Raw genomic sequence first — 22178 nt, 5'->3', positions numbered from 1 at the left:
CCCGGCCGGCGCAGATGTACTGCCCGGGAACACCTAGAGCAGCGCCTCGATGGTCAGTTCCACCGGACCCAGCAGGAACGCCAGCGCCGACGTGCCCATCCCCGCGAGCAACATCAGTCCCGGATGCGCCAGGCCGAGCACCACCCGGCGCAGGCGCGGGCGGCCGCGGAGGAACGACTTCGGCACCCGCGAGAACGTGGGAACCTGCCGCCAGCCGCGAAGCCTCCGAAGGAACCACGCGCACCGGGCAACAAACGCCAGCCACAGGACGGCCACCACAACCGGGAACAGGGCTGCCATCAGCTGGAACCCCAGAGCTGTCACCTCACGCTCGGAATCTCCCGCCACGGCTTGGATGGTGGTGGAGATGGACGCACTTAGCACCACCGATATGGCCCACACGATGAATGCCGCAACGAGTGCGAGGAAACGCACGAAGAACAGGCCCAAAACCGATTCCCGGGCGGCTTTCACTTGCTGCCGGGGAGTCACGTGCAGCACGGCCAGGGTGCTGAGCAGTGTGGGCAGTGCAGCCGTGGCCACCAGCAAATACCACGTCCAGCCTGCCAGGTCCACGAATTCATCCCCGACAATCAGCACCGTCCAGAAACAGGCCCAGGCCCAGCCCCAGTACAAAGGGTTGCGCACCAGCCACTCCGGCAGGCGGGCGTCAATGGTCGAAATACGGGCCGGCCGTATCCCGGGTGCAGTTTCGGGAGCCACACGTAGAGCTTGGCATATTCAGCGCCCCGTGGCGCTTCCTCGCCGGCAACTCGCCAACCCCATAGGCTTGAACGCATGACTGCCGCAAGGGTGACTCTCTGCTTCCTGCTCCGTGACGGGGATTCGGGCCCGGAGGTGCTGCTGGGCCTCAAACGGACAGGCTTCGGCACCGGAAAGATCGTGGGTATCGGAGGACACGTCGAACCGGGGGAGAGCGAGGCCGAAGCCGTTGTCCGTGAAGTCAGGGAAGAAACCGGCGTGACGGTGCGCCAGGAAGACCTGGCGGACGCCGGCGTCGTGCAGTTCGTGTTCCCGGCCAAGCCGGCCTGGGACATGCACACCCGCCTCTTCACCGCCCGGCGATGGCTGGGGGAGCCGGAAGAAAGCGACGAGATCATGCCGCAGTGGTTCCAGACCGGCATCCTGCCGGTGGACCGTATGTGGCAGGATGCCGATCACTGGCTTCCAGTGGTGCTCGAAGGCGGCAGGGTCAATGTGGTGGTCACGCTGAACAGCGACAACGAAACCGTCGCGTCGTCCGTGAGCCTCCTGCCCTAGGCGTTAATGACCGACGGCGGGATGTCCACCTGCGTGGCCGCCCCCGCCGTCGTCCGCTCCGCCCTTCAGCCTACGGAACGTGCCGTTCCTCAGGACCGACGTATTCGCTCAACGGGCGGATCAGGGAGTTTGAATCCAACTGCTCCATGATGTGCGCCGTCCACCCGGTGATGCGGCTGGCGACGAACAGGGGAGTGAACGTGGCGGTGTCGAATCCCATCAGGTGGTATGTGGGGCCGGCGGGATAGTCGAGGTTGGGTTTGATGGCCTTGGCTTCGTCCATGGCCTTCTCCAGGCCCTGGTAGAGGCCCAGCAGCTCGGGCCGGCCGTAGTGGGCCACCATCTTGTCCAGGGCAGCCTTCATGGTGGGCACCCGCGAGTCGCCGTGCTTGTACACACGGTGCCCGAAGCCCATAACCTTCTTCTTCTGGGCCAGGGCGTTCTCCATCCACGTCTTGGCCCGGGCAGCCGCTTCCTCCAGGGACTCCTGCGGGCGGATGCCGATTTCATCGAAGGTGTGCATCACGGCCTCGTTGGCACCGCCGTGCAGCGGTCCCTTCAAAGCGCCGATGGCCCCCGTGACGGCCGAGTGCAGGTCCGCCAGCGTCGAAGTGATCACCCTGGCCGTGAAGGTGGAGGCGTTGAAGGAGTGCTCTGCGTAGAGGATCATCGAGACGTTAAACGCCTCAACAACTTCCGGTACCTGCTCCTCCCCAAGGGTCATCCACAGGAAGTTGGCCGAATAGCCCAGGTCGTCGCGTGGCTCAATGACATCCTGCCCGTGGCGGCGGCGCTGGTCATAGGCCACTACGCCCGGCATGGCCGAGAACAAGTCGATGGCTTTGGCCATGTTGGCCTCGCGGGAGGAGTCTTCCGCCAGCGGGTGCCGGGCGCCCATCACGGAGGCAGCGGTCCGGCAAACATCCATGGGATGGGAGCTCTCCGGCAGGGCATCGATCACCTGCTTGACCACCGGATCCAGGGCCCGGCCGGCGCGCTCCCGTGCAGTGAACTCCACCAGCTCCTGTTCCGTGGGAAGTTCACCGTTCCAGAGCAGGTAGGCCACCTCCTCGAAGCTGCACCTCGCGGCGAGCTCCTGAACCGGGTAGCCCCGGTACAACAGGGAATTGGTATCCGGGTTGACCTTCGAGACGGACGTGTAATCCACCACGACGCCGGCAAGACCTTTTTTGATGTCCTCTTCAGCCATGCTGAAACTCCTTCGTTCCTGTCGCCTGTTGTGCCGGCCGGAGCCGGCGCGGTTTTCCCTACTCCCCGGGGACCCGGAAATTGAACACTCCGCTGTCGAAGCGGTTGTAGCCTTCATAGTCAACAAGATCGTATAAGCGTGCGCGGGTGAGCATGCTGCCCACCTGCGCCTCCTGCGTGCCCTCAGCCTTGATCGCTTCCAGCGTACGCTCGGCAGCACCCATGGCACTACGGAGGAGGGTGACAGGATAGATCACCATGTTCACCCCGACGCCCTGGAGCTGGTCCACGGTGAACAGTTCGCTCTTGCCGAACTCTGTCATGTTGGCCAGGATCGGGACGTCGACGGCGTCGCGGATGGCCTGGAATTCAGTCAGGTCCTTCATGGCCTCCGGGAAGATGGCGTCCGCTCCTGCTTCCACGAGCGCCCGGGCCCGGTCCTGGGCTGCTTGGAGTCCGTCGGTGGCGCGGATGTCGGTGCGGGCCATAATGAGGAAGTTCGGGTCGCGGCGGGCGTCGGCGGCGGCCCGAATGCGCTTGGTTGCCGTCTCCAAATCCACCACGTTCTTGCCGTCGAGGTGGCCGCAGCGCTTGGGGTTGAACTGGTCTTCGATGTGCAGGCCCGCCAGTCCGGCGTTCTCAAGTTCCTGGACAGTGCGGGCCACGTTCATGGGTTCACCGAAGCCGGTGTCGGCGTCCACGATCGCGGGCAGGTCCGTCATCCGGGCGATCTGCCCGGCCCGGGTGGCGACTTCTGTGAGGGTGGTCAGCCCGATGTCCGGCAAACCAAGATCGTTGGCCAGGACCGCACCGGAAATGTAGACCCCGGGGAAGCCCTTCTCCTCGATCAGCCGGGCCGAGAGCGGGTTGAAGGCGCCGGGAAACTGCTGGATGGTCCCGGATGCCAAAAGCTCCCGGAACCGGAGACGCTTCTGCTCCGGCGTGACCTTGGAATACAGCATCAGAAAAGTCCTTTCGGTGCAGCACTCAAGTCGATCACGCCCGGTGCTGCCGTGATGTTCAGCTGGTCGAGTTCACCTGCCGCCAGTTCCGGCAGGCGTTCGACGGCGGCGAGGAACCGTTCGATTTCGGCTTCCTCCACGAGGCCGGCGGCCAGGGTGCGGAACTTGTTGATGTACTGCTCGCGGCCGAAGGGGCGGGCACCCAGGGGGTGGGCATCGGCCACGGCGATTTCCTCCCTGATCACAGTGCCGCCAGCCAGGGTGATCTCCACGGAGCCGCCGAAGGCCTTCTCGGCAATGTCCAGTGAGTGGTAGCGCCGGGTCCACTCGGGATCTTCCTCGGTGGTGACTTTCTGCCAAAGGTCCACCGTGTCCGGCCGGGCTGCGCGTTCGGGGGAGTAGGAGTCCACGTGGTGCCAGGCGCCGTCCTGCAGAGCCACGGTGAAGATGTACGGGATGGAGTGGTCCAGGGTTTCCCGGGAGGCGGTGGGGCTGTATTTCTGGGGATCGTTCGCCCCGGACCCGATGACGTAGTGGGTGTGGTGGCTGGTCCTGATCAGCACGGATTTCACATTCGCCGGATCAGTGGCCTCCGGGTGCTCGCGGTTCAGTTTCCGGGCCAGGTCGATCCAGGCCTGTGCCTGGTACTCGGCGGAGTGTTCCTTGGTGTAGGTGTCCAGGATGGCACGCTTGGCTTCCCCGGCTTCGGGCAGGGGCACCAGGTAGGAGGCGTCGGGACCGTCCAGCAGCCAGGCGATCACCCCGTCCTCGCCTTCGTAGATCGGCACGGGCGAGGTCTGACCGCGCATAGCCCGGTCTGCCGCCTCGACGGCCATCTTGCCCGCAAAGGCCGGCGCGTGCGCCTTCCAGGTGGAGATCTCGCCCTTACGGGACTGGCGTGTCGCCGTCGTCGTGTGCAGGGCCTGCCCCACGGACTGGAAGATGGTCTCGACGTCAAGCCCCAGCAGGGTGCCAATGCCGGCAGCTGCGGACGGGCCAAGGTGGGCTACGTGGTCGATCTTGTGCTTGTGCAGGCAGATCGCCTTCACCAGGTTCACCTGGATCTCATATCCCGTGGCGATGGCCCGCACCAGGTCCCGGCCGCTTGAGCCCACGTGCTGGCCCACAGCGAGGATCGGCGGAATGTTGTCGCCAGGGTGGGAGTAGTCGGCAGCCAGGAAGGTGTCGTGGTAATCCAGCTCCCGCACCGCCACGCCGTTGGCCCACGCCGCCCATTCCGGTGAGATGCGCTCGCCGATACCGAAGACCTTGGCGCCCTTTCCACTGGAGCTGGGACCATGAGCGAGGGCCTGCGCCCGGGCTGCCACGATCGGTGCCCGGTTGAGCGAAGCCACGGCCACCGAAGCATTGTCGATCACCCTGTTGATGACCATGTCGGTGACGTCGGCGGGCACCTCCACGGGGTCGGCGGCAACCCGGGCGATTTTGTGCGCAAGCTGTTCCTCGCGGGGCAGGTTTTCTTCGCTCTTGTAGACGCGGACGTGGTGTTCCTTGACCATGGTGCTCCTTTAGCGGGATGGATGGGTGGCTTTGATGTGGGACAGGCTGCGGTGCAGGTGGAGGGTGGTGGCTGCCTGCGCCAGGCGGGGGTTGCGGATGGCAATGGCCTCGGCGATGGCTGCATGTTCGGCTGCTGCGGCCGTGAGCCGTGCTGCGTCGTCTGCTGCGAGGCGGCGGATACGGACCAGGTGCACCCGGAGGCTGCGCATGGCCTGGGCGAGGTAGGAGTTGGAAATTGCGGCATCAACGGCGGAGTCCAGCCGGTCCACCAGCAGGTAATAGTCCTGAAGTGCGGGTGCGGGCCCGGTAATGAGTGACGGCGCTGCCCGGAATTCCGCCTCAAGCCTGCGGAACGTTTCCGGATCGCCCCGCTCGGCGGCCAGGGCCGCGGCCTTTCCCTCCAGCGTCTCGCGGAGCTCGAACAGTTCGTCGATATCCGCCAACGAGATGCCGGTGACGACGACGCCGCGGCCGCCTGCCGCCGTCGTCAGTCCTTCTGCCGTGAGCCGGCCCAGCGCCTCCCGGAGGGGCGTGCGGGAGACCCCCAGCCGTTCTGCCTGTTCCACCTCGGCAAGCAGGGCTCCGGGCTGGAGCCGCCACTGGACGATGTCATCGCGGAGTGCGGCATAGGCACGGTCGCTGGCTCGCACTGGCTGTCCCTTCGCTGGCATTGATCCCAGTGTATACACGGGAGGGGCTTTTGCGGCAGAAGTCGGCTCATATCCTTGATACATACGGCTCCTTGTATACACCTGGCTAGACGCCTACGAGATTCGGACAAGCTCAGGAATTACTGCCCGGTTAGCGGCCGCCCCAACGGTATTCGTTTTCCGGCCGCCCAGGGGTGCCGTAACGGGCGGTCCTGGACACCGTTCCGGCGTCCGCCAGATACTCAAGGTAGCGGCGCGCCGTGACCCGCGACATGCCGAGCGCATCCATGACCTCGGTTGCGGACACGGCGCCCTTCTGCAGCTTCATGAACTCCTGGACGGAGGCCAGCGTTGAAACTGAAAGGCCCTTGGGCAAGGGTAGCTCGGAGGGTGCACGCAGGCTGGCGAAGGCCTGGTCCACGTCGGTCTGGGAGGCTCCAGCCTTCCCGGACCCGCCCTGCGGGCCCGCCAGTTGCTGCCGGAACTGCTGATAGCTTGCCAGCTTGTCCGCGAAGGTCGCGTAGGTGAACGGCTTGATCAGGTACTGGACAACGCCGATGGCAACTGCGCTGCGTACGATGGCCAGCTCACGGACGGCCGTGATGGCGATGATGTCCGCCAGTATTCCCGCCGCCCTCATCCGCCGCGCGATGTCCAGGCCGTGAAGGTCGGGCAGGTTCATGTCCAGCAGGACAAGTTCCACCGGGTTTCCTGCCGCAGCAAACTCGTTGAGGAGCCGCAGGGCAGACTGGCCGTCCGGGGCGGTGCCGGCCAGTTCGAAGCCCGGCAGCCGCCCCACGTACGCTGCATGCGCGGCGGCCGCGATGGCTTCGTCCTCGACGACGAGGACCCGGATGTTGCTCACTGTTCGTGCTCCTTCTGTGCCGGCACCGCTGCGGGGAGGAACACTTCGAATTTGGCGCCGCGCCGTCCGTTGATGGTCAGGCTACCTCCCAGGCGCTGTACCGCCTGCCGCACCAGGGCGAGCCCGATGCCCCGCCCGCCGGGGCCCGCCGGCTTTGTACTGTATCCGTGGCGGAAGATGTTCCCGGCAACGGATGGATCAAGCGGCGCTCCGGAGTCGTGGACAGAGATGTCGAGGCCTTCCTCATCGGACTCCACCGTCAATTCCACCCGTCGTGGAGCGGGACCCTCCGCCGCGGCATCGATCGCGTTGTCCAGCAGGTTCCCCAGGATAGTGACCAGGTCCTGCACGGCTATGCCTGCCGCCGTACCCGGTCCCAGGGTGGCGACATCCAGCTGGACGCCCCGCTCATGGGCTTCGGCTACCTTGCCCATAACCAGCGCGCCCAGAACCGGCTCGTCCACTGAGCTGACCATGTCATCCGTTAGCTGCTGGCTGAGTTCAAGGTCCTTGGTGGCGAAGTCCAAGGCCTCTTGGGTGCGCCCAAGCTCCAGTAGTGAAACCATCGTATGGAGCCGGTTTGCATGCTCGTGGGTCTGCGCCCGCAACGCGTCGGAGAGGGTCCGCATGGTTGCCAGCTCGTTTCCCAGCGCCTCGATCTCGGTCCGGTCCCGCAGCGTGGCCACCGTGCCGTACACAGGGGTCCTGCCACGGCTGCCGGCGGTTTCCGGCCCCTTGGCAGGGGCCTGGTTCACCACCAGGACCCGGGATCCGGCCAGGACGATCTCGTCCTTGGCTGTGCGGCCGGACTCGAACAGGCCGCGGAGTTCATCATCGAGGGGAAGGTCGGCCAGCGATGGCGGTCGGGTGGGATCCCTGGTGCCGGCTTCATCAAGGCCCAGCAGTTCGGCTGCCTGGTCGTTGTACATAACAACACTGCCTTTGGTGTCGATAAGGATCAGGCCCTCACGCACCGAGTGCAGCACGGACTCGTAGTAGGCAAACAACTGCGCCAGTTGCTCCGGCCCCCAGCCCCGTGTGACACGGCGCAGATACCGGCCCAACAGCCAGGATGCCACGGAGCCGCCCACCAGCAGGGCGAGGCCGATGGCCAACAGGGCTGGCAGGCGGGCGGCGAAGGCAACATCCACGGTTCCCACAGTCACCCCGGCGGCCACCAATGCCCTGACCACACCGCCGGCATCCTTGACCGGAACGATGGTCCTTACGGACGGCCCAAGGGTGCCGGCGGTGACCTCGGTGAAGGTTTCACCCTTGAGTGCTGCGTCAACGGAGCCGATGTAGCTGCGCCCTATTTCCTCGTCACGCGGATGGGTCCAGCGGGTACGGTCCGGTGCCATGATGGTGATGAAGTCGACGTCGGCCGCGGCCATAACGTCACGCGTATAGGGCTGCAGGAGGGCCGTGGGGTCCGGAGCCGCAGCCGCTTCCAGAACCAGCGGATTTGCCGCCACCGAGGCCGCGATTCCTGCCATCCGCCGGCCGGCCTCGTCATAGGTACGGTCACGGGCGTCCACGTATGTGGCCGACCCAACGATGGCGATAAACGCCACCACAATCAGCAGGTTCGCCACGAAGAGCCGTCGGGCGATACTCCAGCGGTGGATCATCTGTACCTCCCAGCATCTTCCGCACAAATATGTGCTCCACGACCAATATGAACGCAACGGTGAGCTGGGTCACCACCTGCCCAATGATGGATATCACACCGGAGGACGCGTTCAGCCCAGAGATTGTGCCGCAGCGTCTATCAGATTATCCAAAGGAGACACATCATGGCTTCTCAACGAGGAGAGTCGCTTGACACCGTGACGACGCGGCGCAAGGGCATCGACAAATCGCACTACCTCTACATCGCTGTTATCGCCGCCGTCATCCTCGGCGCGTTGGTGGGACTGATGTTCCCTGAAGTGGGCAAGTCCATGAAGCCGCTCGGCGATGGCTTCATCAAACTCATCAAGATGATGATCGCTCCGGTCATCTTCTGCACCATCGTCCTGGGCATCGGCTCGATCGCGAAGGCTGCCACCGTAGGCAAGGTAGGCGGCCTGGCGCTGGGCTACTTCGTCCTGATGTCGACGTTCGCGCTCGCCATCGGCCTGGTGGTCGGCAACTTGATCCACCCGGGCGAGGGACTGAAGCTTGCCCCCTACGACCCCAACAAGAAGGCGGAAGTAGACAGCACCGTTGCCTTCCTCCTTGGCATCATTCCAGGAGATATTCCCGTTCTCCCCACCCTTTTTGCCGCAATCCTCGTAGGGTTTGCCCTCCAGAAGATGGGCCCGCAGGGCGCTCCCACCCTCAAGGCAATCGGCCACGGCCAGGTCCTCGTATTCCGCATCCTGATCATGATCATGTGGCTTGCCCCCGTAGGCGCCTTCGGTGCCATCGCCGCCGTCGTGGGAGCCACCGGATTCCAGGCAATTGTCAGCATGTTCACCCTGATGGCTGCCTTCTACATCACCTGTGCCCTGTTCATCGTCATCATCCTCGGCGGCCTGCTCAAGGTGGTCACGGGCGTCAACATTTTCAAGCTGATGAAATACCTGGGCCGCGAGTACCTGCTCATCTTTTCCACGTCATCATCAGAAGCTGCCCTGCCCCGCCTGATCGCCAAGATGGAACACCTCGGTGTCTCCAAGCCCGTTGTGGGCGTCACGGTGCCCACCGGCTACTCCTTCAACCTTGACGGAACGGCCATCTACCTGACCATGGCCTCCCTGTTCGTTGCCAACGCGATGGGCACGCCGCTTGACCTGGGCGCACAGGTCTCCCTGCTCATCTTCATGATCATTGCCTCCAAGGGTGCAGCCGGTGTCACCGGTGCCGGCCTTGCCACGCTGGCTGCCGGCCTGCAGGCCCACAAGCCCGAGCTGCTGGGCGGTGTGGGCATGATCGTGGGCATCGACCGGTTCATGTCCGAGGCCCGCGCCCTGACCAACTTCACCGGCAACGCCGTAGCCACCGTGCTCATTGGCACGTGGGTCAAGGAGATCGACGGCGGCCAGGTCACCCAGGTGCTCTCCGGTGAGCTGCCCTTCGACGAGCAAACCATGATTGCCGGCCACGCGGAGCCTGCAGTTAGTGAAACCGAAGCGCGGCCGGTGCCGGCGAACGCCTAGGCCCCAGCACCCCGCAGACACCGCAACTGCCCCCGCAGCCTTTCGCTGCGGGGGCAGTTGCGTGCCGGGGAAAAAAGGCAACCTTCGACCTCAGCTAGAGGGTCAAGGCTCAACATCCGGGGAAAGTCAAGTTGCCCGGAATACCGTGTCGGGCGCTGTAACCTTGGGGAGAAGAAGGAGCGTTGCTGGCCAGCCAGCGGCAGGAAATCACCGTCATCGAAAGTGTGGATAGATACGTGAGCAGCGAACAGGGTTCGGCAACTCTGGAGGGCACGCAATTCGACCTGGAAGACGCGGTGATGGGACCCACGGGGCGCCCATACCGCGAGTTCCCGGAACCTGCGCCCCTGGCCTCCCACGGTCCGGCCCGCGTCATCGCCATGGTGAACCAAAAGGGTGGCGTCGGAAAGACCACGTCCACCATCAACCTTGCTGCAGCGCTGGCCGAGTACGGCCGGCGCGTTCTTTTGGTCGACTTCGATCCGCAGGGCGCCCTGTCTGCCGGCCTGGGCGTGAATCCGCATGAACTCGACCTCACCGTGTACAACGTGCTGATGGACCGCAAGGTGGACATCCGCGATGCCATCCACCAGACCGGCGTCGAAAACGTGGACCTCCTGCCCGCAAACATCGACCTCTCGGCGGCTGAAGTCCAGTTGGTCAACGAGGTGGCCCGCGAGCAGGTCCTGGACCGCGCCCTGAAGAAAGTCGAAGACGATTACGACGTCGTCCTCATCGACTGCCAGCCGTCCCTTGGCCTTCTGACCGTCAATGCCCTCACCGCGGCGCACGGTGTCATCATCCCGCTGATCTGCGAGTTCTTTGCCCTCCGTGCCGTGGCGCTGTTGGTGGAGACCATCGACAAGGTTCAGGACAGGCTCAACCCCCGCCTGCAGGTGGACGGCGTGCTGGCCACCATGTACGACGCCCGGACGCTGCACAGCCGGGAGGTCATTACCCGGCTGGTGGAGGCCTTCGGCGACAAGGTCTTCGAGACCGTGATAAAGCGCTCCATCAAGTTCGCCGACGCCACCGTAGCCGCGGAGCCGATCACCAGCTACGCCGGCAACCACGTGGGCGCCGACGCCTACCGCCGGCTCGCCAAGGAACTGATCTCGCGCGGCGGCGCACCCTAGCTACCCGGTGGCCGAATCCAAGCCCGGCTTTGAGGTGCGGCTGGCCAACTTCACGGGTCCCTTTGACCTCCTGCTCGGCCTGATCGCCAAGCACCAGCTGGACATCACCGAGGTAGCCATCGCCACGGTGACCGACGAATTCATCAAGTACATCCGGAACCTGCAGAAGCTGGGCGAGGAGTGGGCCCTGGACGAGGCCAGCGAATTCCTGGTGATTGCCGCGACACTGCTGGACCTCAAAGCTGCCCGGCTCCTTCCTGCGGGGGAAGTTGAAAACGATGAAGACATTGCACTGCTCGAAGCCCGGGACCTGCTCTTCGCGCGGCTGCTCCAGTACAAGGCCTTCAAGCACGTGGCGGGACTACTCGGCGAAACCCTCCACCAGGAGGCCATGCGGTTCCCCCGGCAGGTCGCCCTGGAGGAACACTTCGCGGCCATGCTTCCCGAGCTGGTCTGGAAACACAGTCCGGAACAGTTCGCCCGCCTGGCCGAAGCCGCACTGCAGCCCAAGGCTCCGAAGCAGACAGAAGTAGGCCTGGCGCACTTGCACGGCGGCAATGTCAGCGTGAAGGAGCAGGCAGAAGTGATGGGCCTGCGGCTTCAGGTTGAATCACCGCTGACCTTCCGGGCCTTGATTGCCGATGCGGAGTCCACCCTGGTGGTGGTTGCACGGTTCCTTGCCCTCCTGGAGCTGTTCCGGGACAAGGCGGTTTCCTTCGACCAGCTGTCGCCGCTGGGGGACCTGGCCGTGCATTGGACTGCCGGGAACGGGGAATGGTCGGCGGAAAACCTGAGCGAAGAATTTGAGGAGCAGCTGTGACGGGGCAGGCAACAGAAGGTACCAGTGAAGGGGAGCCGGACGTCGCAAACCTTCCGGGTGGGGCCAAAGCCGCCCTTGAAGCGGTGCTGATGGTCATTGACCAACCGGCCACGGAGGAAGAACTGGCTGCCGGACTCGAACTTCCCGTTGACGGGGTCAGTGCCCTGCTTGCAGAACTTCAGCGGGATTATAGCGGCTATACTGTTAAAGCCCCGGATATGGATCAAGCCAGTGGAACTGGTTTCGGCTCCAGCCCCCGGGGTTTTGAATTGCGGAAGGTCGCCGGCGGCTGGCGGATCTACTCCCGTACTGAATTCGCCCCCATCGTGGGCAAATATGTGCTGGAGGGCCAAACAGCCAGGCTTACCCAAGCCGCCTTGGAAACGCTCGCGGTCATCGCATACCGTCAGCCGGTCTCCAGGGCCAGGGTTTCCGCAATAAGGGGAGTCAATGTTGACTCTGTCGTACGGACGCTCGCCCAGCGCGGACTCATCGAGGACTCGGGAACGGATCCGGAGTCCGGTGCGGTCCTCTACCGGACCACCTCATATTTCCTGGAGCGGATGGGAATCAGTTCGGTGGCTGAGCTGCCGCAGCTGTCCCCACACCTCCCGGGGCTGGACGGTATTGCGGAGTTCTACGACGCCGAAGGAATGTAGCCAGGGCACCGCCCTGGCGGCACGTAAGAGTACTTATAAGGGCAGATTATTTCTGCACGGCTGGTTAAGGTTGTCCTTGGACACCTTTCCGGTCAAAATATCGAAGGACGGGTCATGACACAGGCGGGACGCCAGGGTTCACCACGTAAAGGTTCGGGACGTGACGGTACCGAACGCAGTACATCACAGCGCAGCGCTTCACAGGGCGGTGCTTCCGGCGGCGGGTTCCGCGGCGGGGCCGCCAATCGTGGCGGCGGATTCGGCAGCGACCGCCCGCACCGCGCACCCAAGCCGCGCGAGGAGCGGTTTATCGATCCGGACCAGGCTCCGGCCGGTGGCCAGGGGGGCCGTGGAGCAACGGAACCCAAATCTGCAAAGCCTTCATCCCGGAAGCCTGCAGTACGCAAGCCGGGTGCCAAGAAGGCCCCGGGAACGCCGGGCGCGCTGAAGCCAAAGCCACGGACCGGTGCCCCGGGGGCGGCAGCTTCCCGTGCTTTCGGCAGCGAACGTTTCGGCCAGAACCTGGGTCCGGTCCGCCGGCCAAGCCGGAAGAAAGGTCCTCGCGGCGAGGTTCCCCAGTCGGAACTCCACGACGCGGACGGCGTGCGCCTGCAGAAGGTCATGGCCTCCGCGGGTGTAGCGTCACGCCGCGTCTGCGAGGAGATGATTGCCGAGGGCCGCGTGGAAGTGGACGGCCAGGTAGTCACCGAGCTCGGCGTCCGCGTTGATCCCAAGACCGCCGTCATCCACGTTGACGGACTGCGGATCCAGCTGGACGAGAACCTGGTGTACATGGTGTTTAACAAGCCCAAGGGTGTTGTCTCCACCATGGAGGACCCCGAGGGCCGCCCGTGCATCAGTGACTTCCTTCGCCACCAGCACGGCGAACGCCTGTTCCATGTGGGCCGGCTCGACGTCGCCACCGAAGGGCTGTTGCTGCTGACGAACGACGGCGAACTTGCCAACCGCCTGACGCACCCCTCCTACGAGGTGCCCAAGACCTACCTGGTCCAGGTCCGGGGGCCCTTCCCGCAGGGAATCGGCGCCCAGCTCAAGGAAGGCGTGGAACTGGAGGACGGCTTTGCCTCGGTGGATTCCTTCCGCCTCGTTGACTCCACTCCCGGCCACGTCCTGATCGAGGTCGTGCTGCACTCGGGCAAGAACCGCATCGTCCGCCGGTTGTTCGATGCCGTCGGATTCCCGGTCCTGCGGCTTGTCCGCGTCAAGGTGGGACCCATCGGTTTGGGCGACCAGCGCCAGGGAAGCATCCGCAACCTCGGCAAGCAGGAAGTCGGCCATCTGCTGGCATCCGTAGGGCTCTGAGGCATGTCCGCTTTCCACAGCCAGGGCCGCGGGCACCTGGACGGACCCGTGGTGGTGATCGGAACGGGGCTGCTGGGCACCAGCATCGGGCTGGGCCTGCGCGGCCGCGGCGTTCCGGTTTACCTGTCCGACCCTTCGCCCACCAACCAGGCGGTTGCGGTGGATATTGGTGCAGGCCAGCCCCTGGCCGGGCTTGCGGGTGCTGTGCCGCAGCTGGTGGTTGTCGCTGCCCCGCCGGATGTCACGGCGGATGTTGTGGCAAAGGCGCTGGTTGACTACCCGGATTCCGTGGTGGTGGACATCGCAAGTGTCAAGGCGGAGATCCTCTCGGCGCTGCGCAGCCGCGGCGTGGACCTCTCCCGCTATGTGGGCACACACCCTATGGCCGGTCGGGAAAAGTCCGGGCCGGTCGCAGCCCGCGGGGAGCTCTTCACCTCTATGCCCTGGGTGGTGTGCCCGTCGGAGGAAACCTCCGGCGCAGCCCTCCAGACGGCCCGTTCACTGGCCACGGACCTGGGGGCGGTTGTTTCCCAGTTCACCGCGGACGAACACGACGAAGCTGTGGCCCTGGTATCGCACCTGCCGCAGGTCATGTCATCGCTCTTGGCCAGCCGACTGCAGGGAACTCCGCTGCACGCGTTGTCCCTCGCGGGCAACGGACTCCGCGACGTCACCCGGATCGCTGCCAGTGATCCCTCCCTCTGGGTACAGATTCTGGGCGGCAATGCCGCCAAGGTGGTGGAGATCCTTTACGGCGTGCGGGAGGACCTCAACCGCCTGATCGGCACTCTGGAGGAGCCCACCGCACCGGGTGCCCGCCTTGACCTCGCACAGCTGATGAGTGAAGGCAATGCCGGCCAGGCCCGGATTCCGGGCAAGCACGGCGGACCTCCCCAGGCGTATTCGTGGCTTACCGTCCTGGTGGACGATAAGCCGGGCCAGATTGCCCGTCTCCTCACGGAAATCGGGGAGATCGGCGTAAACCTGGAGGACCTGCGCCTGGACCACTCCTCGGGCCAGAACGTGGGTATGGTGGAAATCTCCGTGTTGCCGAACAAGCATGACCACCTGATCGAAGCACTTAACGACCGCGGATGGCGGGTACTCCAGTAATGACACAAGAACTTCTTGACACCCTGCCTGCGCTCCGGATCGGCAGGCCGCTGGTGGTGGCCATCGACGGGCCGTCGGGCTCCGGAAAGTCCAGTGTCAGCAAGGAAGTGGCCCGCAGGCTCCGGCTCGCCTATCTGGACACCGGTGCCATGTACCGGGCATTGACGTGGTTCTGCGTCACTAAAGGCATCGACCTGGAGGACAGTGCGTCCGTGGAGCAGGCGTCTCGGGACCTGGTCCTGGACCTGAGTACAAGCCCCCAGGTGGAGTACGTCCGGGTGGACGGGATCGACGTCACCCACGCAATCCGTGAGCCTGCCATTTCATCCGCTGTCAGTGCCGTGGCCACCACCCTGGGAGCCAGGACCGAGCTTATCCGGCGCCAGCGCGAACTGATCGAAAAGCACCACCGCCGAATCGTCGTGGAAGGCAGGGACATCACCACCGTCGTTGCGCCCGGGGCTGAAGTGCGGATGCTGCTGACCGCCAGCGAGGAAGCACGGCTGCGCCGGCGCGGAATCCAGCTCGGCGGCACCCAGGATGCCGAGCAACTGGCGGCCCAGGTGACCCACCGCGACGCCAAAGACTCCACAGTGGTCAACTTCACGCAGGCTGCTTCCGGCGTGGTCACCCTGGATTCCTCGGATCTGGACTTCGACCAGACGGTTGCTGCGGCCCTCGTGATTGTGACCAAGGTCCTGAACCGTGACTGAGCCAATCGTCGGAAAGCCCAGGCCGGAGATCCCGTCCGGTTGGACCATGGCCTGGAGCAGGCCTGTTGGCTGGGCCCTTGACCACCTGGTGTACCGGACGTCCGTCACGGGCCGGGACAACGTTCCCACCGGCGGGCCGGTGATTTTTGCCGCCAACCACATCAGCTTCCTGGACGGGCCGGTGATGTTCGGCGCGTCGCCGCGGCCCATGCACATCCTGGTGAAACAGGAGATGTTCAAAGGCTTCCTGGGCCGGGTGCTGACAGCGTCCGGGCAGCTGCCTGTTGACCGCACGGGGGACCGTGCTGCGCTGCAGCGCTGCAAGGAAGTGCTCGACGCCGGACGTTGCGTCGGGATTCTTCCCGAAGGTACGCGGGGGAGCGGGGCAGCGGCCGACATCAACGGCGGCGTTGCCTGGCTCGCGCTGAACTCCGGCGCTCCGGTGGTGCCCGTCGCGATCCTGGGCACGCGCAAGGGCAACGAGCACCTCGATTCGGTGCCGCGGCCTGGCAGGCGTTTCCACGTCAGCTTCGGTAATGCGCTGACGCTGGGCCGCAGGGCCGGGGAAAGCGGGCGTGCTTCAATGGACAGGGCGGCGCTGGAGATCCGGGCCGCATTGTCAGGGCACGTGCGGGATTCCATCCAGCTCACGGGGCAGCCCTTGCCGGCGGCAGATTTTTCCAAAGACTTCACAGCAGTAGCCGGGACGCCGGCAGATGACCACTAAGGACAACGCAATGAGCGATACAACCCAAACTTCCGGCCACTCCGGCGCCGGCGATGACGAATACACCCCCTCCGGCACCGACCAGGTGGCCGAGCGGCTGGCGGCGATAGACGACGACGAAGCCGAACTCCGTGCTGCGTCACTCCGGGCCGGCCTGGAGGACTACGAGCTTGACGAGGACGACGCCGCGCTGCTCAGCGGTGAATACGACGATGAGGACTATGACGGTCCGGTCAAGCTCGATCCGGTCCTGGCCATTATCGGACGTCCCAACGTCGGCAAGTCCACCCTGGTCAACCGGATCCTTGGCCGCCGCGAAGCAGTGGTGGAAGACACCCCTGGCGTCACCCGTGACCGCGTGATGTACTCCGCCAACTGGAACGGGCGAAACTTCACCCTCGTGGACACCGGCGGCTGGGAACACGACGCCCGCGGCATCCACGCCCGCGTGGCGGAGCAGGCCGAGATGGCCGTGGAGCTCGCGGACGCAGTCCTGTTCGTCGTCGACTCCGCTGTCGGTGCCACCGCCACCGACGAAGGCGTGATGAAGATGCTGCGCCGCAGCAAGAAGCCCGTCATCATGGTGGCCAACAAAGTGGATGACTTCGCCCAGGAGGCCGACTCCGCTGCGCTGTGGGGACTCGGTTTCGGCGAGCCCTACCCGGTCTCCGCGCTGCACGGCCGGGGCGTGGCCGACCTGCTTGACCACGTGATGGATACCCTTCCCGAGTTCTCCACCATCGAAGGACTGGAACGTTCCGGCGGTCCCCGCCGCATCGCGCTGATCGGGCGCCCCAACGTGGGCAAGTCGTCCCTGCTGAACAAGCTGGCCGGTACCGAGCGCGTGGTGGTGGACAACACTGCCGGCACTACCCGCGACCCGGTGGATGAATTCATCGAACTCGGCGGACGCACCTGGCGGTTCGTGGACACAGCAGGCATCCGCCGCCGCCAGCACATGGCCCAGGGCGCGGACTACTACGCCTCCCTGCGGACCCAGGCCGCGCTCGAGAAGGCGGAGGTCGCCGTCGTGCTCCTCGCCGTGGACGAGGTCCTCAGCGAGCAGGACGTCCGGATCCTGCAGCTCGCCATCGAGTCAGGCCGCGCCCTGGTGCTCGCCTTCAACAAGTGGGACTTGCTCGACGACGAACGCCGGCGCTACCTCGAGCGTGAGATTGAACAGGACCTGGCCCACGTGGAGTGGGCGCCCCGCGTCAACATTTCGGCCAAGACCGGGTGGCACAAGGACCGCCTGGTTCCTGCCCTGGACCTGGCGCTGGAAAACTGGGACAAGCGCATTGCCACCGGCCGCCTAAACGCCTTCCTCGGCGAGCTCGTGGCCGCACACCCGCACCCCGTCCGCGGCGGCAAGCAGCCGCGCATCCTCTTCGGCACCCAGGCCTCGAGCAGGCCGCCGAAGTTCGTGCTGTTCACCACCGGATTCCTGGACCCCGGATACCGGCGCTTCATCACCCGCCGGCTGCGCGAAACCTTTGGTTTTGAGGGCACCCCCATCGAGGTCAACATGCGGGTGCGGGAAAAGCGCGGCAAGAAGCGCTAAGCGTCGTGATCTCCGCGACACACGGAGCTGCGAAAGCCGGAAAGTGTCACTTGCACCCTCCGGAATCGTGTAAGCTCTTCTAGGTGGTTCGGCCGGACTGCTGGTGGAAATTCCCGGGTTGGCCCGGGGATGAAGCACAGCGGAGAACGGCGGAACTAACGGGCTGTAGCGCAGCTTGGTAGCGCACTTGACTGGGGGTCAAGGGGTCGCAGGTTCAAATCCTGTCAGCCCGACCATAAAGGACCGGAACCACGCGGAAACGCGTGGTTCCGGTTTTTTGTTTTCGGCACTTATGGTTTTGCCCTACTTGAGGAATTTGGATGTCCTGCGGTCGGCCAGGATCTTGCCCTTCGTCTGGCAGGTGGGGCAGTACTGCAGTGCAGTATCGGCAAAAGATACCTCCCGCACGGTGTCCCCGCACACCGGGCACGGCTCGCCGGTCCGGGCATGGACCCGCATGTGGCTGCGCTTGACGTCTTTCAGGTCCTTGGGCGGCTTGCCGCTGGCTTCTGCCAGGGCGGTGCCGAGCACATCGTGGATGGAATCATAGAGGACCTGCACCGCTTCCCGATCCAGCGACTTTGCAGTTGCGAATGGTGAAATCCTCGCGGCGTGAAGAATCTCGTCACTGTAGGCGTTGCCAATGCCGGCGATCACGCTCTGGCTCCTCAGGAGCCCCTTGATCTGCTGCGAACTGCCGGCGAGGATTTCAGCCAACATGTCGGCGTCGAACGCCTCGGTGAATGGGTCCGGCCCAAGGGTGGCGATGCCCGGCACGTCCTGGGGATCCCGCACCACGTAGACGGCCAGGCTCTTCTTGGTTCCCGCCTCCGTGAGGTCGATGCCTCGTGGCCCTTCCGGGCCGGTAAAGGCAAAACGCGCCGCGATGTGGCCCTTGCCCATCCGCAGCTGTGCATCGGTGGGAGAGTCCGTGAAGCGCACCCAGCCCGCCCTGGCCAGATGGAACACCAGCGAGATCCCGCCGGTGTCGATGCTGACGAACTTGCCGAAGCGCCGCACTCCGGTCACGGTCCGGCCCTCCAACGCATTGAATGGCGGATCCGCTGTTTTGAGCACGGCGAAGGAAACGATCAGCACCTTGGTTACCGAAGTTCCCCGCAGGTGCTCATCAAGAAATTCAGCCAGGCCGGCCACCTCCGGAAGTTCCGGCATGGCTTACCCTGCCGCTTCCCGAAGTGCTGGAAGGGTGCGTGCGCTCATGGGTCCCATCTTGTCAGAATCCCCGGCGAACGCCCCGGCAGTTGTGCCTATACTTTCAGCGGCGGCCTGTTTGGGCCCCGTTGACATTGGTGTTCGACCCCATGAAAGGCCCCTGATGAGCAACATTCCCGAAGACCTGTCCTATACCGCCGAACATGAGTGGGTTTCTGCTCCCAGTGCCGACGGTGTGGTGCGGGTGGGTATCACCGACTTCGCCCAGGACGCCCTCGGCGATGTGGTTTACGCCCAGATGCCGGAAGTGGGCACCAAGATTACGGCAAACGAGGTTGTGGGCGAGGTTGAATCCACCAAAAGCGTCAGTGACATCTACGCGCCGGTCACCGGTGAGGTAGTGGCGCGCAATGAGTCCCTCGACACGGACTCGGCGCTGATCAACACCGATCCCTATGGCGACGGCTGGCTCATCGAAGTCAAACTTGCCGAAGCAGACGCTGTTGAGTCGTTGCTCAGTGCATCCGAGTACGAACAACAGGTAGGCTAAAAGCTATCCGGTAAATCCGGTTCGGCCAGCGGCGCAGACGCCACGTCTTCGCACGTCAGGCCGGATCGGGAGCCGGTGCCGGACCTGCGCGGCAGGCCCGGACGGCAAATGTTAATTGCAGGCGTCAGAGCTGCAGCGGAAGAGGAGGAATCCATGGCTGGCCACACACACAACCCTGCCGATGGGGAATACGGCAATGGTGCGGCCAGGGCGTCGGAGACCACCTCGATCCACCTCACCCCGGTGCGGGATGAACCCACTATCGCCCCCAAGCTGTCATCCGAAGAGCGCAATTCCGTCGAGGCACTGCCGGCTGGGTCTGCACTCCTCGTTGCTCACAGCGGCCCGAACGCCGGTGCCCGCTTCCTGCTGGACTCCGACGTCACCACCGCCGGCCGCCACCCCGACGCGGACATCTTCCTGGACGACGTCACGGTCTCCCGCCGGCACGTCGAATTCCGGCGTACCGCCCGGAGCTTCGAGGTAGTGGACAAGAACAGCCTGAACGGCACGTATGTTAATCACGACCGCGTGGACAGCGTCGAGCTCAAGTCCGGCAGTGAAGTCCAGATCGGCAAGTTCCGCCTCACCTTCTACCTGAGCCCTGCCAGCGCTGCAGGCCGCGGCTGATCCGGGGACCGCTGCCTGTGGCAATGGCACAACCGGAACGCCGGGGACCGCAGGTCCTGAACATTGGGGAAGTCCTCGCCCAGCTTAGCGGCGACTTCCCCGGCATGACAGCGTCAAAAATCAGGTTCCTCGAGGAAAAAGGGCTGATTAATCCCCGCCGCACCCCGGCGGGCTACCGGCAGTATTCCGACGGCGACGTGGAGCGGTTGCGTTTCGTCCTGGCTTTGCAGCGGGACCAGTACCTTCCCCTGAAGGTCATCAAGGACTACCTGGACGCCATCGACAGGGGAGAACGCCCCGAAAACCTGCCGCCAGGCGTTGTGGTGTCCCCGCGCATTGTCTCGGACGAACTGGCCGCTGAACTCCAGAGCCGGGGGCGCACGCTGACCGAAGAGCAGTTGCGCACCGAGTCCGGGGCCAGCGTACCCCTGCTCCAGGCCCTCCTGAGTTTCGGCCTCATCAGCCACTCCAACGGGCAGTTTGATGAACACGCCCTGCAGGTGGCCAGGGCCTGCGTGCAGCTGGAAAGCCACGGGCTCGAACCCCGCCACCTCCGGCCCTTCCAGGCAGCTGCTGAGAGGGAGTTCGGTCTTGTGGAACGCGCCGTGGCGCCGCTTGCTTCCCGCAAGGACGCCGCTTCCCAGGCGCGGGCGGCTGAGGCTGCCCGCGAAATCAGCGACCTCTGCCTCACCCTGCACCGGGCTCTGGTGCAGGACCACATCTCACGCATGGACATCTGATGATTGAAGTCGAGATCGTAGGCGTTCGGATCGAACTGCCTTCCAACCAGCCACTGGTCCTCCTGCGGGAGATGCACGGGGAACGCCACGTGCCCATCTGGATCGGCACCCCTGAAGCAAGCGCCATCGCCCTTGCCCAGCAGGGGGTGGTTCCGCCACGGCCCATGACGCACGACCTTCTGGTGGACGTGGTGGAGTCGCTGGGCCACTCCGTGGTCAGCGTGAACATTGTGGCGGTGGAGGACAACATCTTCTACGGCCAGCTCCAGTTCGAGAACGGCACCACCGTCAGTTCGCGCGCTTCCGATGCCCTCGCCGTCGCCCTTCGGGCCAAGTGCCGGATCTGGTGCGCGGATTCCGTGATGGACGAGGCCGGCGTTCGGATCACGGAGCACGATGAAGGCGAGGACACGGAGCCCGGCCCCACCGTCGACGAAGAGCGCGAACTGCGCCGGTTCCGGGAGTTCCTGGACGACGTGGAACCCGAGGATTTCGACGGCTAAGGTCACGTTAAGGTTAAAGTTGAGGATGAAAGTTTCGACACGCCTCTTCGAAGGGCCCAACGTCTTTGACCTTGGGTCCCCGCGGGCCTAACGTCTAAGTATCGAGTTCCCATTGCTTACAGCAGCCGCACAGGTCACACTGGAAGGTGCGCCCCGCGGAAATTACAGGCATGATCTTCATTCCTGTTAAAGCTGCTGCAGTTCTTCTCGGGGAGCTTATGACAAGGAGGATCCAGGTGAGTCCCAAAGGCGAAGCAGGCGGGCTGAAGCAGCCCACGGCCGGTGTTGCTGTGCCCGCAAGCGGTGCCCAGGGCCTCCTGTTCACCGAAGACCTGCCCGTCCTGGATGAAGACGCCGGCTACCGGGGTCCCACCGCCTGCAAGGCAGCAGGCATTACCTACCGCCAGCTGGATTACTGGGCGCGCACCGGACTTGTCGAACCCGCCGTCCGCGGTGCGGCCGGCTCGGGATCCCAGCGGCTCTACGGCTTCCGCGATATCCTCGTCCTCAAGGTCGTCAAGCGACTGCTGGACACCGGTGTGTCGCTGCAGCAGATCCGCACGGCCGTGGAACACCTGCGTGAACGCGGCGTGGAGGACCTGGCCCAGATCACGCTGATGAGCGATGGCGCCAGCGTTTACGAGTGCACGTCCGCGGACGAAGTCATCGACCTCGTCCAGGGTGGCCAGGGCGTGTTCGGCATCGCCGTTGGCCGCGTGTGGCGCGAGGTGGAAGGCAGCCTTGCGTCGCTCCCGAGCGAACATGCCACGGAGCAGCCCTTTCCCGACGACGAACTGAGCAAGCGGCGGGCAGCCCGCAAGATCAGCTGACGCTGCACTACGGGTTCAACTTAACAGCAGAGGCCGCTCTCCACGGGGAGAGCGGCCTCTGCTGTTGAC

General features: G+C 64.7%; 22 protein-coding genes, 1 tRNA gene and 1 pseudogene. 16 read left to right on the top strand and 8 right to left on the bottom strand.

Annotated features, from left to right (window positions below; all coding sequences use genetic code 11):
• Positions 1–33: 33 nt before the first annotated feature.
• Positions 34–723 carry a hypothetical protein gene (locus AC5RUQ_RS18820; RefSeq protein WP_493948817.1) on the bottom strand — a complete coding sequence of 230 codons (690 nt, stop codon included), beginning with the start codon at positions 721–723 and terminating at the stop codon, positions 34–36.
• 75 nt (positions 724–798) lie between these two features.
• Here AC5RUQ_RS18820 and AC5RUQ_RS18815 point away from each other — a divergent pair, with 75 nt between their 5' ends.
• Positions 799–1281, top strand: coding sequence for an 8-oxo-dGTP diphosphatase (locus AC5RUQ_RS18815; protein WP_493948816.1), 483 nt, complete (start codon positions 799–801; stop codon positions 1279–1281).
• Positions 1282–1351: 70 nt separating this feature from the next.
• On the opposite strand, the gene AC5RUQ_RS18810 is transcribed toward AC5RUQ_RS18815, so the two are convergent.
• From AC5RUQ_RS18810 to AC5RUQ_RS18785, 6 genes and pseudogenes are all read right to left on the bottom strand, one after another.
• Positions 1352–2491, bottom strand: coding sequence for a bifunctional 2-methylcitrate synthase/citrate synthase (locus AC5RUQ_RS18810; protein ID WP_493948815.1), 1140 nt, complete (start codon positions 2489–2491; stop codon positions 1352–1354).
• Between the two features lie 58 nt (positions 2492–2549).
• Entirely contained in the window at positions 2550–3452 is a 903-nt protein-coding gene (gene prpB / locus AC5RUQ_RS18805) for a methylisocitrate lyase (RefSeq protein ID WP_493948814.1), read from the bottom strand.
• Positions 3452–4972 (bottom strand): MmgE/PrpD family protein, encoded by a 1521-nt coding sequence (locus AC5RUQ_RS18800; protein ID WP_493948813.1) that lies wholly within the window; start codon positions 4970–4972, stop codon positions 3452–3454. Before AC5RUQ_RS18800 ends, prpB begins: the two co-directional genes overlap by 1 nt.
• Positions 4968–5623, bottom strand: a pseudogene (locus tag AC5RUQ_RS18795) (GntR family transcriptional regulator); the annotation flags it as partial. The pseudogene AC5RUQ_RS18795 and the gene AC5RUQ_RS18800, both read right to left, overlap by 5 nt.
• 151 nt (positions 5624–5774) lie before the next feature.
• Positions 5775–6488 carry a response regulator gene (locus tag AC5RUQ_RS18790; protein ID WP_493948812.1) on the bottom strand — a complete coding sequence of 238 codons (714 nt, stop codon included), beginning with the start codon at positions 6486–6488 and terminating at the stop codon, positions 5775–5777.
• Positions 6485–8119, bottom strand: a complete 1635-nt coding sequence (locus AC5RUQ_RS18785) for a sensor histidine kinase (RefSeq protein ID WP_493948811.1) — start codon at positions 8117–8119, stop codon at positions 6485–6487. Before AC5RUQ_RS18785 ends, AC5RUQ_RS18790 begins: the two co-directional genes overlap by 4 nt.
• Before the next feature lie 165 nt (positions 8120–8284).
• On the opposite strand from AC5RUQ_RS18785, the gene AC5RUQ_RS18780 reads away from it, so the two are divergent.
• From AC5RUQ_RS18780 to AC5RUQ_RS18735, 10 genes are all read left to right on the top strand, one after another.
• Positions 8285–9631, top strand: coding sequence for a cation:dicarboxylate symporter family transporter (locus AC5RUQ_RS18780; RefSeq protein ID WP_493948810.1), 1347 nt, complete (start codon positions 8285–8287; stop codon positions 9629–9631).
• Between the two features lie 236 nt (positions 9632–9867).
• Complete coding sequence (locus AC5RUQ_RS18775) at positions 9868–10767, top strand: ParA family protein (RefSeq protein ID WP_104045332.1); 900 nt, start codon at positions 9868–9870, stop codon at positions 10765–10767.
• 7 nt (positions 10768–10774) lie between these two features.
• Positions 10775–11587, top strand: coding sequence for a segregation and condensation protein A (locus AC5RUQ_RS18770; RefSeq protein ID WP_493948809.1), 813 nt, complete (start codon positions 10775–10777; stop codon positions 11585–11587).
• Positions 11584–12246, top strand: coding sequence for an SMC-Scp complex subunit ScpB (gene scpB, locus AC5RUQ_RS18765; RefSeq protein WP_493948808.1), 663 nt, complete (start codon positions 11584–11586; stop codon positions 12244–12246). Before AC5RUQ_RS18770 ends, scpB begins: the two co-directional genes overlap by 4 nt.
• A gap of 114 nt (positions 12247–12360) precedes the next feature.
• Positions 12361–13569 (top strand): pseudouridine synthase, encoded by a 1209-nt coding sequence (locus AC5RUQ_RS18760; RefSeq protein WP_493948807.1) that lies wholly within the window; start codon positions 12361–12363, stop codon positions 13567–13569.
• A gap of 3 nt (positions 13570–13572) precedes the next feature.
• Positions 13573–14682: a prephenate dehydrogenase gene (locus AC5RUQ_RS18755; RefSeq protein ID WP_493948806.1), complete on the top strand. Its 1110-nt coding sequence runs from the start codon at positions 13573–13575 to the stop codon at positions 14680–14682.
• Positions 14682–15395, top strand: a complete 714-nt coding sequence (gene cmk / locus AC5RUQ_RS18750) for a (d)CMP kinase (protein ID WP_493948805.1) — start codon at positions 14682–14684, stop codon at positions 15393–15395. The genes AC5RUQ_RS18755 and cmk overlap by 1 nt, the downstream gene beginning before the upstream one ends.
• Before the next feature lie 46 nt (positions 15396–15441).
• Positions 15442–16122 (top strand): lysophospholipid acyltransferase family protein, encoded by a 681-nt coding sequence (locus AC5RUQ_RS18745; protein WP_493948832.1) that lies wholly within the window; start codon positions 15442–15444, stop codon positions 16120–16122.
• A 10-nt stretch (positions 16123–16132) separates the two neighbouring features.
• Complete coding sequence (gene der, locus AC5RUQ_RS18740) at positions 16133–17683, top strand: ribosome biogenesis GTPase Der (RefSeq protein ID WP_493948804.1); 1551 nt, start codon at positions 16133–16135, stop codon at positions 17681–17683.
• 159 nt (positions 17684–17842) lie between these two features.
• Positions 17843–17919 (top strand) — tRNA-Pro (locus AC5RUQ_RS18735).
• A 67-nt stretch (positions 17920–17986) separates the two neighbouring features.
• Here AC5RUQ_RS18735 and AC5RUQ_RS18730 read toward each other — a convergent pair.
• On the bottom strand, positions 17987–18856 hold the full coding sequence (locus tag AC5RUQ_RS18730; protein ID WP_493948803.1) for an Fpg/Nei family DNA glycosylase: 870 nt from the start codon (positions 18854–18856) through the stop codon (positions 17987–17989).
• Positions 18857–19019: 163 nt separating this feature from the next.
• On the opposite strand from AC5RUQ_RS18730, the gene gcvH reads away from it, so the two are divergent.
• From gcvH to AC5RUQ_RS18705, 5 genes are all read left to right on the top strand, one after another.
• Complete coding sequence (gene gcvH, locus AC5RUQ_RS18725; RefSeq protein ID WP_163162994.1) at positions 19020–19406, top strand: glycine cleavage system protein GcvH; 387 nt, start codon at positions 19020–19022, stop codon at positions 19404–19406.
• Between the two features lie 153 nt (positions 19407–19559).
• Positions 19560–20036 carry an FHA domain-containing protein gene (locus AC5RUQ_RS18720; RefSeq protein ID WP_163162996.1) on the top strand — a complete coding sequence of 159 codons (477 nt, stop codon included), beginning with the start codon at positions 19560–19562 and terminating at the stop codon, positions 20034–20036.
• A gap of 23 nt (positions 20037–20059) precedes the next feature.
• Complete coding sequence (ftsR, locus tag AC5RUQ_RS18715; protein ID WP_493948802.1) at positions 20060–20776, top strand: transcriptional regulator FtsR; 717 nt, start codon at positions 20060–20062, stop codon at positions 20774–20776.
• The gene (locus AC5RUQ_RS18710; RefSeq protein ID WP_138135016.1) at positions 20776–21279 is read left to right on the top strand and encodes a bifunctional nuclease family protein; all 504 of its coding nucleotides are present in this window, start codon (positions 20776–20778) and stop codon (positions 21277–21279) included. The genes ftsR and AC5RUQ_RS18710 overlap by 1 nt, the downstream gene beginning before the upstream one ends.
• Positions 21280–21515: 236 nt before the next feature.
• Positions 21516–22109, top strand: a complete 594-nt coding sequence (locus AC5RUQ_RS18705) for a MerR family transcriptional regulator (RefSeq protein ID WP_493948801.1) — start codon at positions 21516–21518, stop codon at positions 22107–22109.
• Positions 22110–22178: the final 69 nt, after the last annotated feature.

The organism is Arthrobacter sp. MDT2-3 (assembly GCF_059090465.1).
This window is presented reverse-complemented; position numbering and strand designations above follow the sequence as displayed.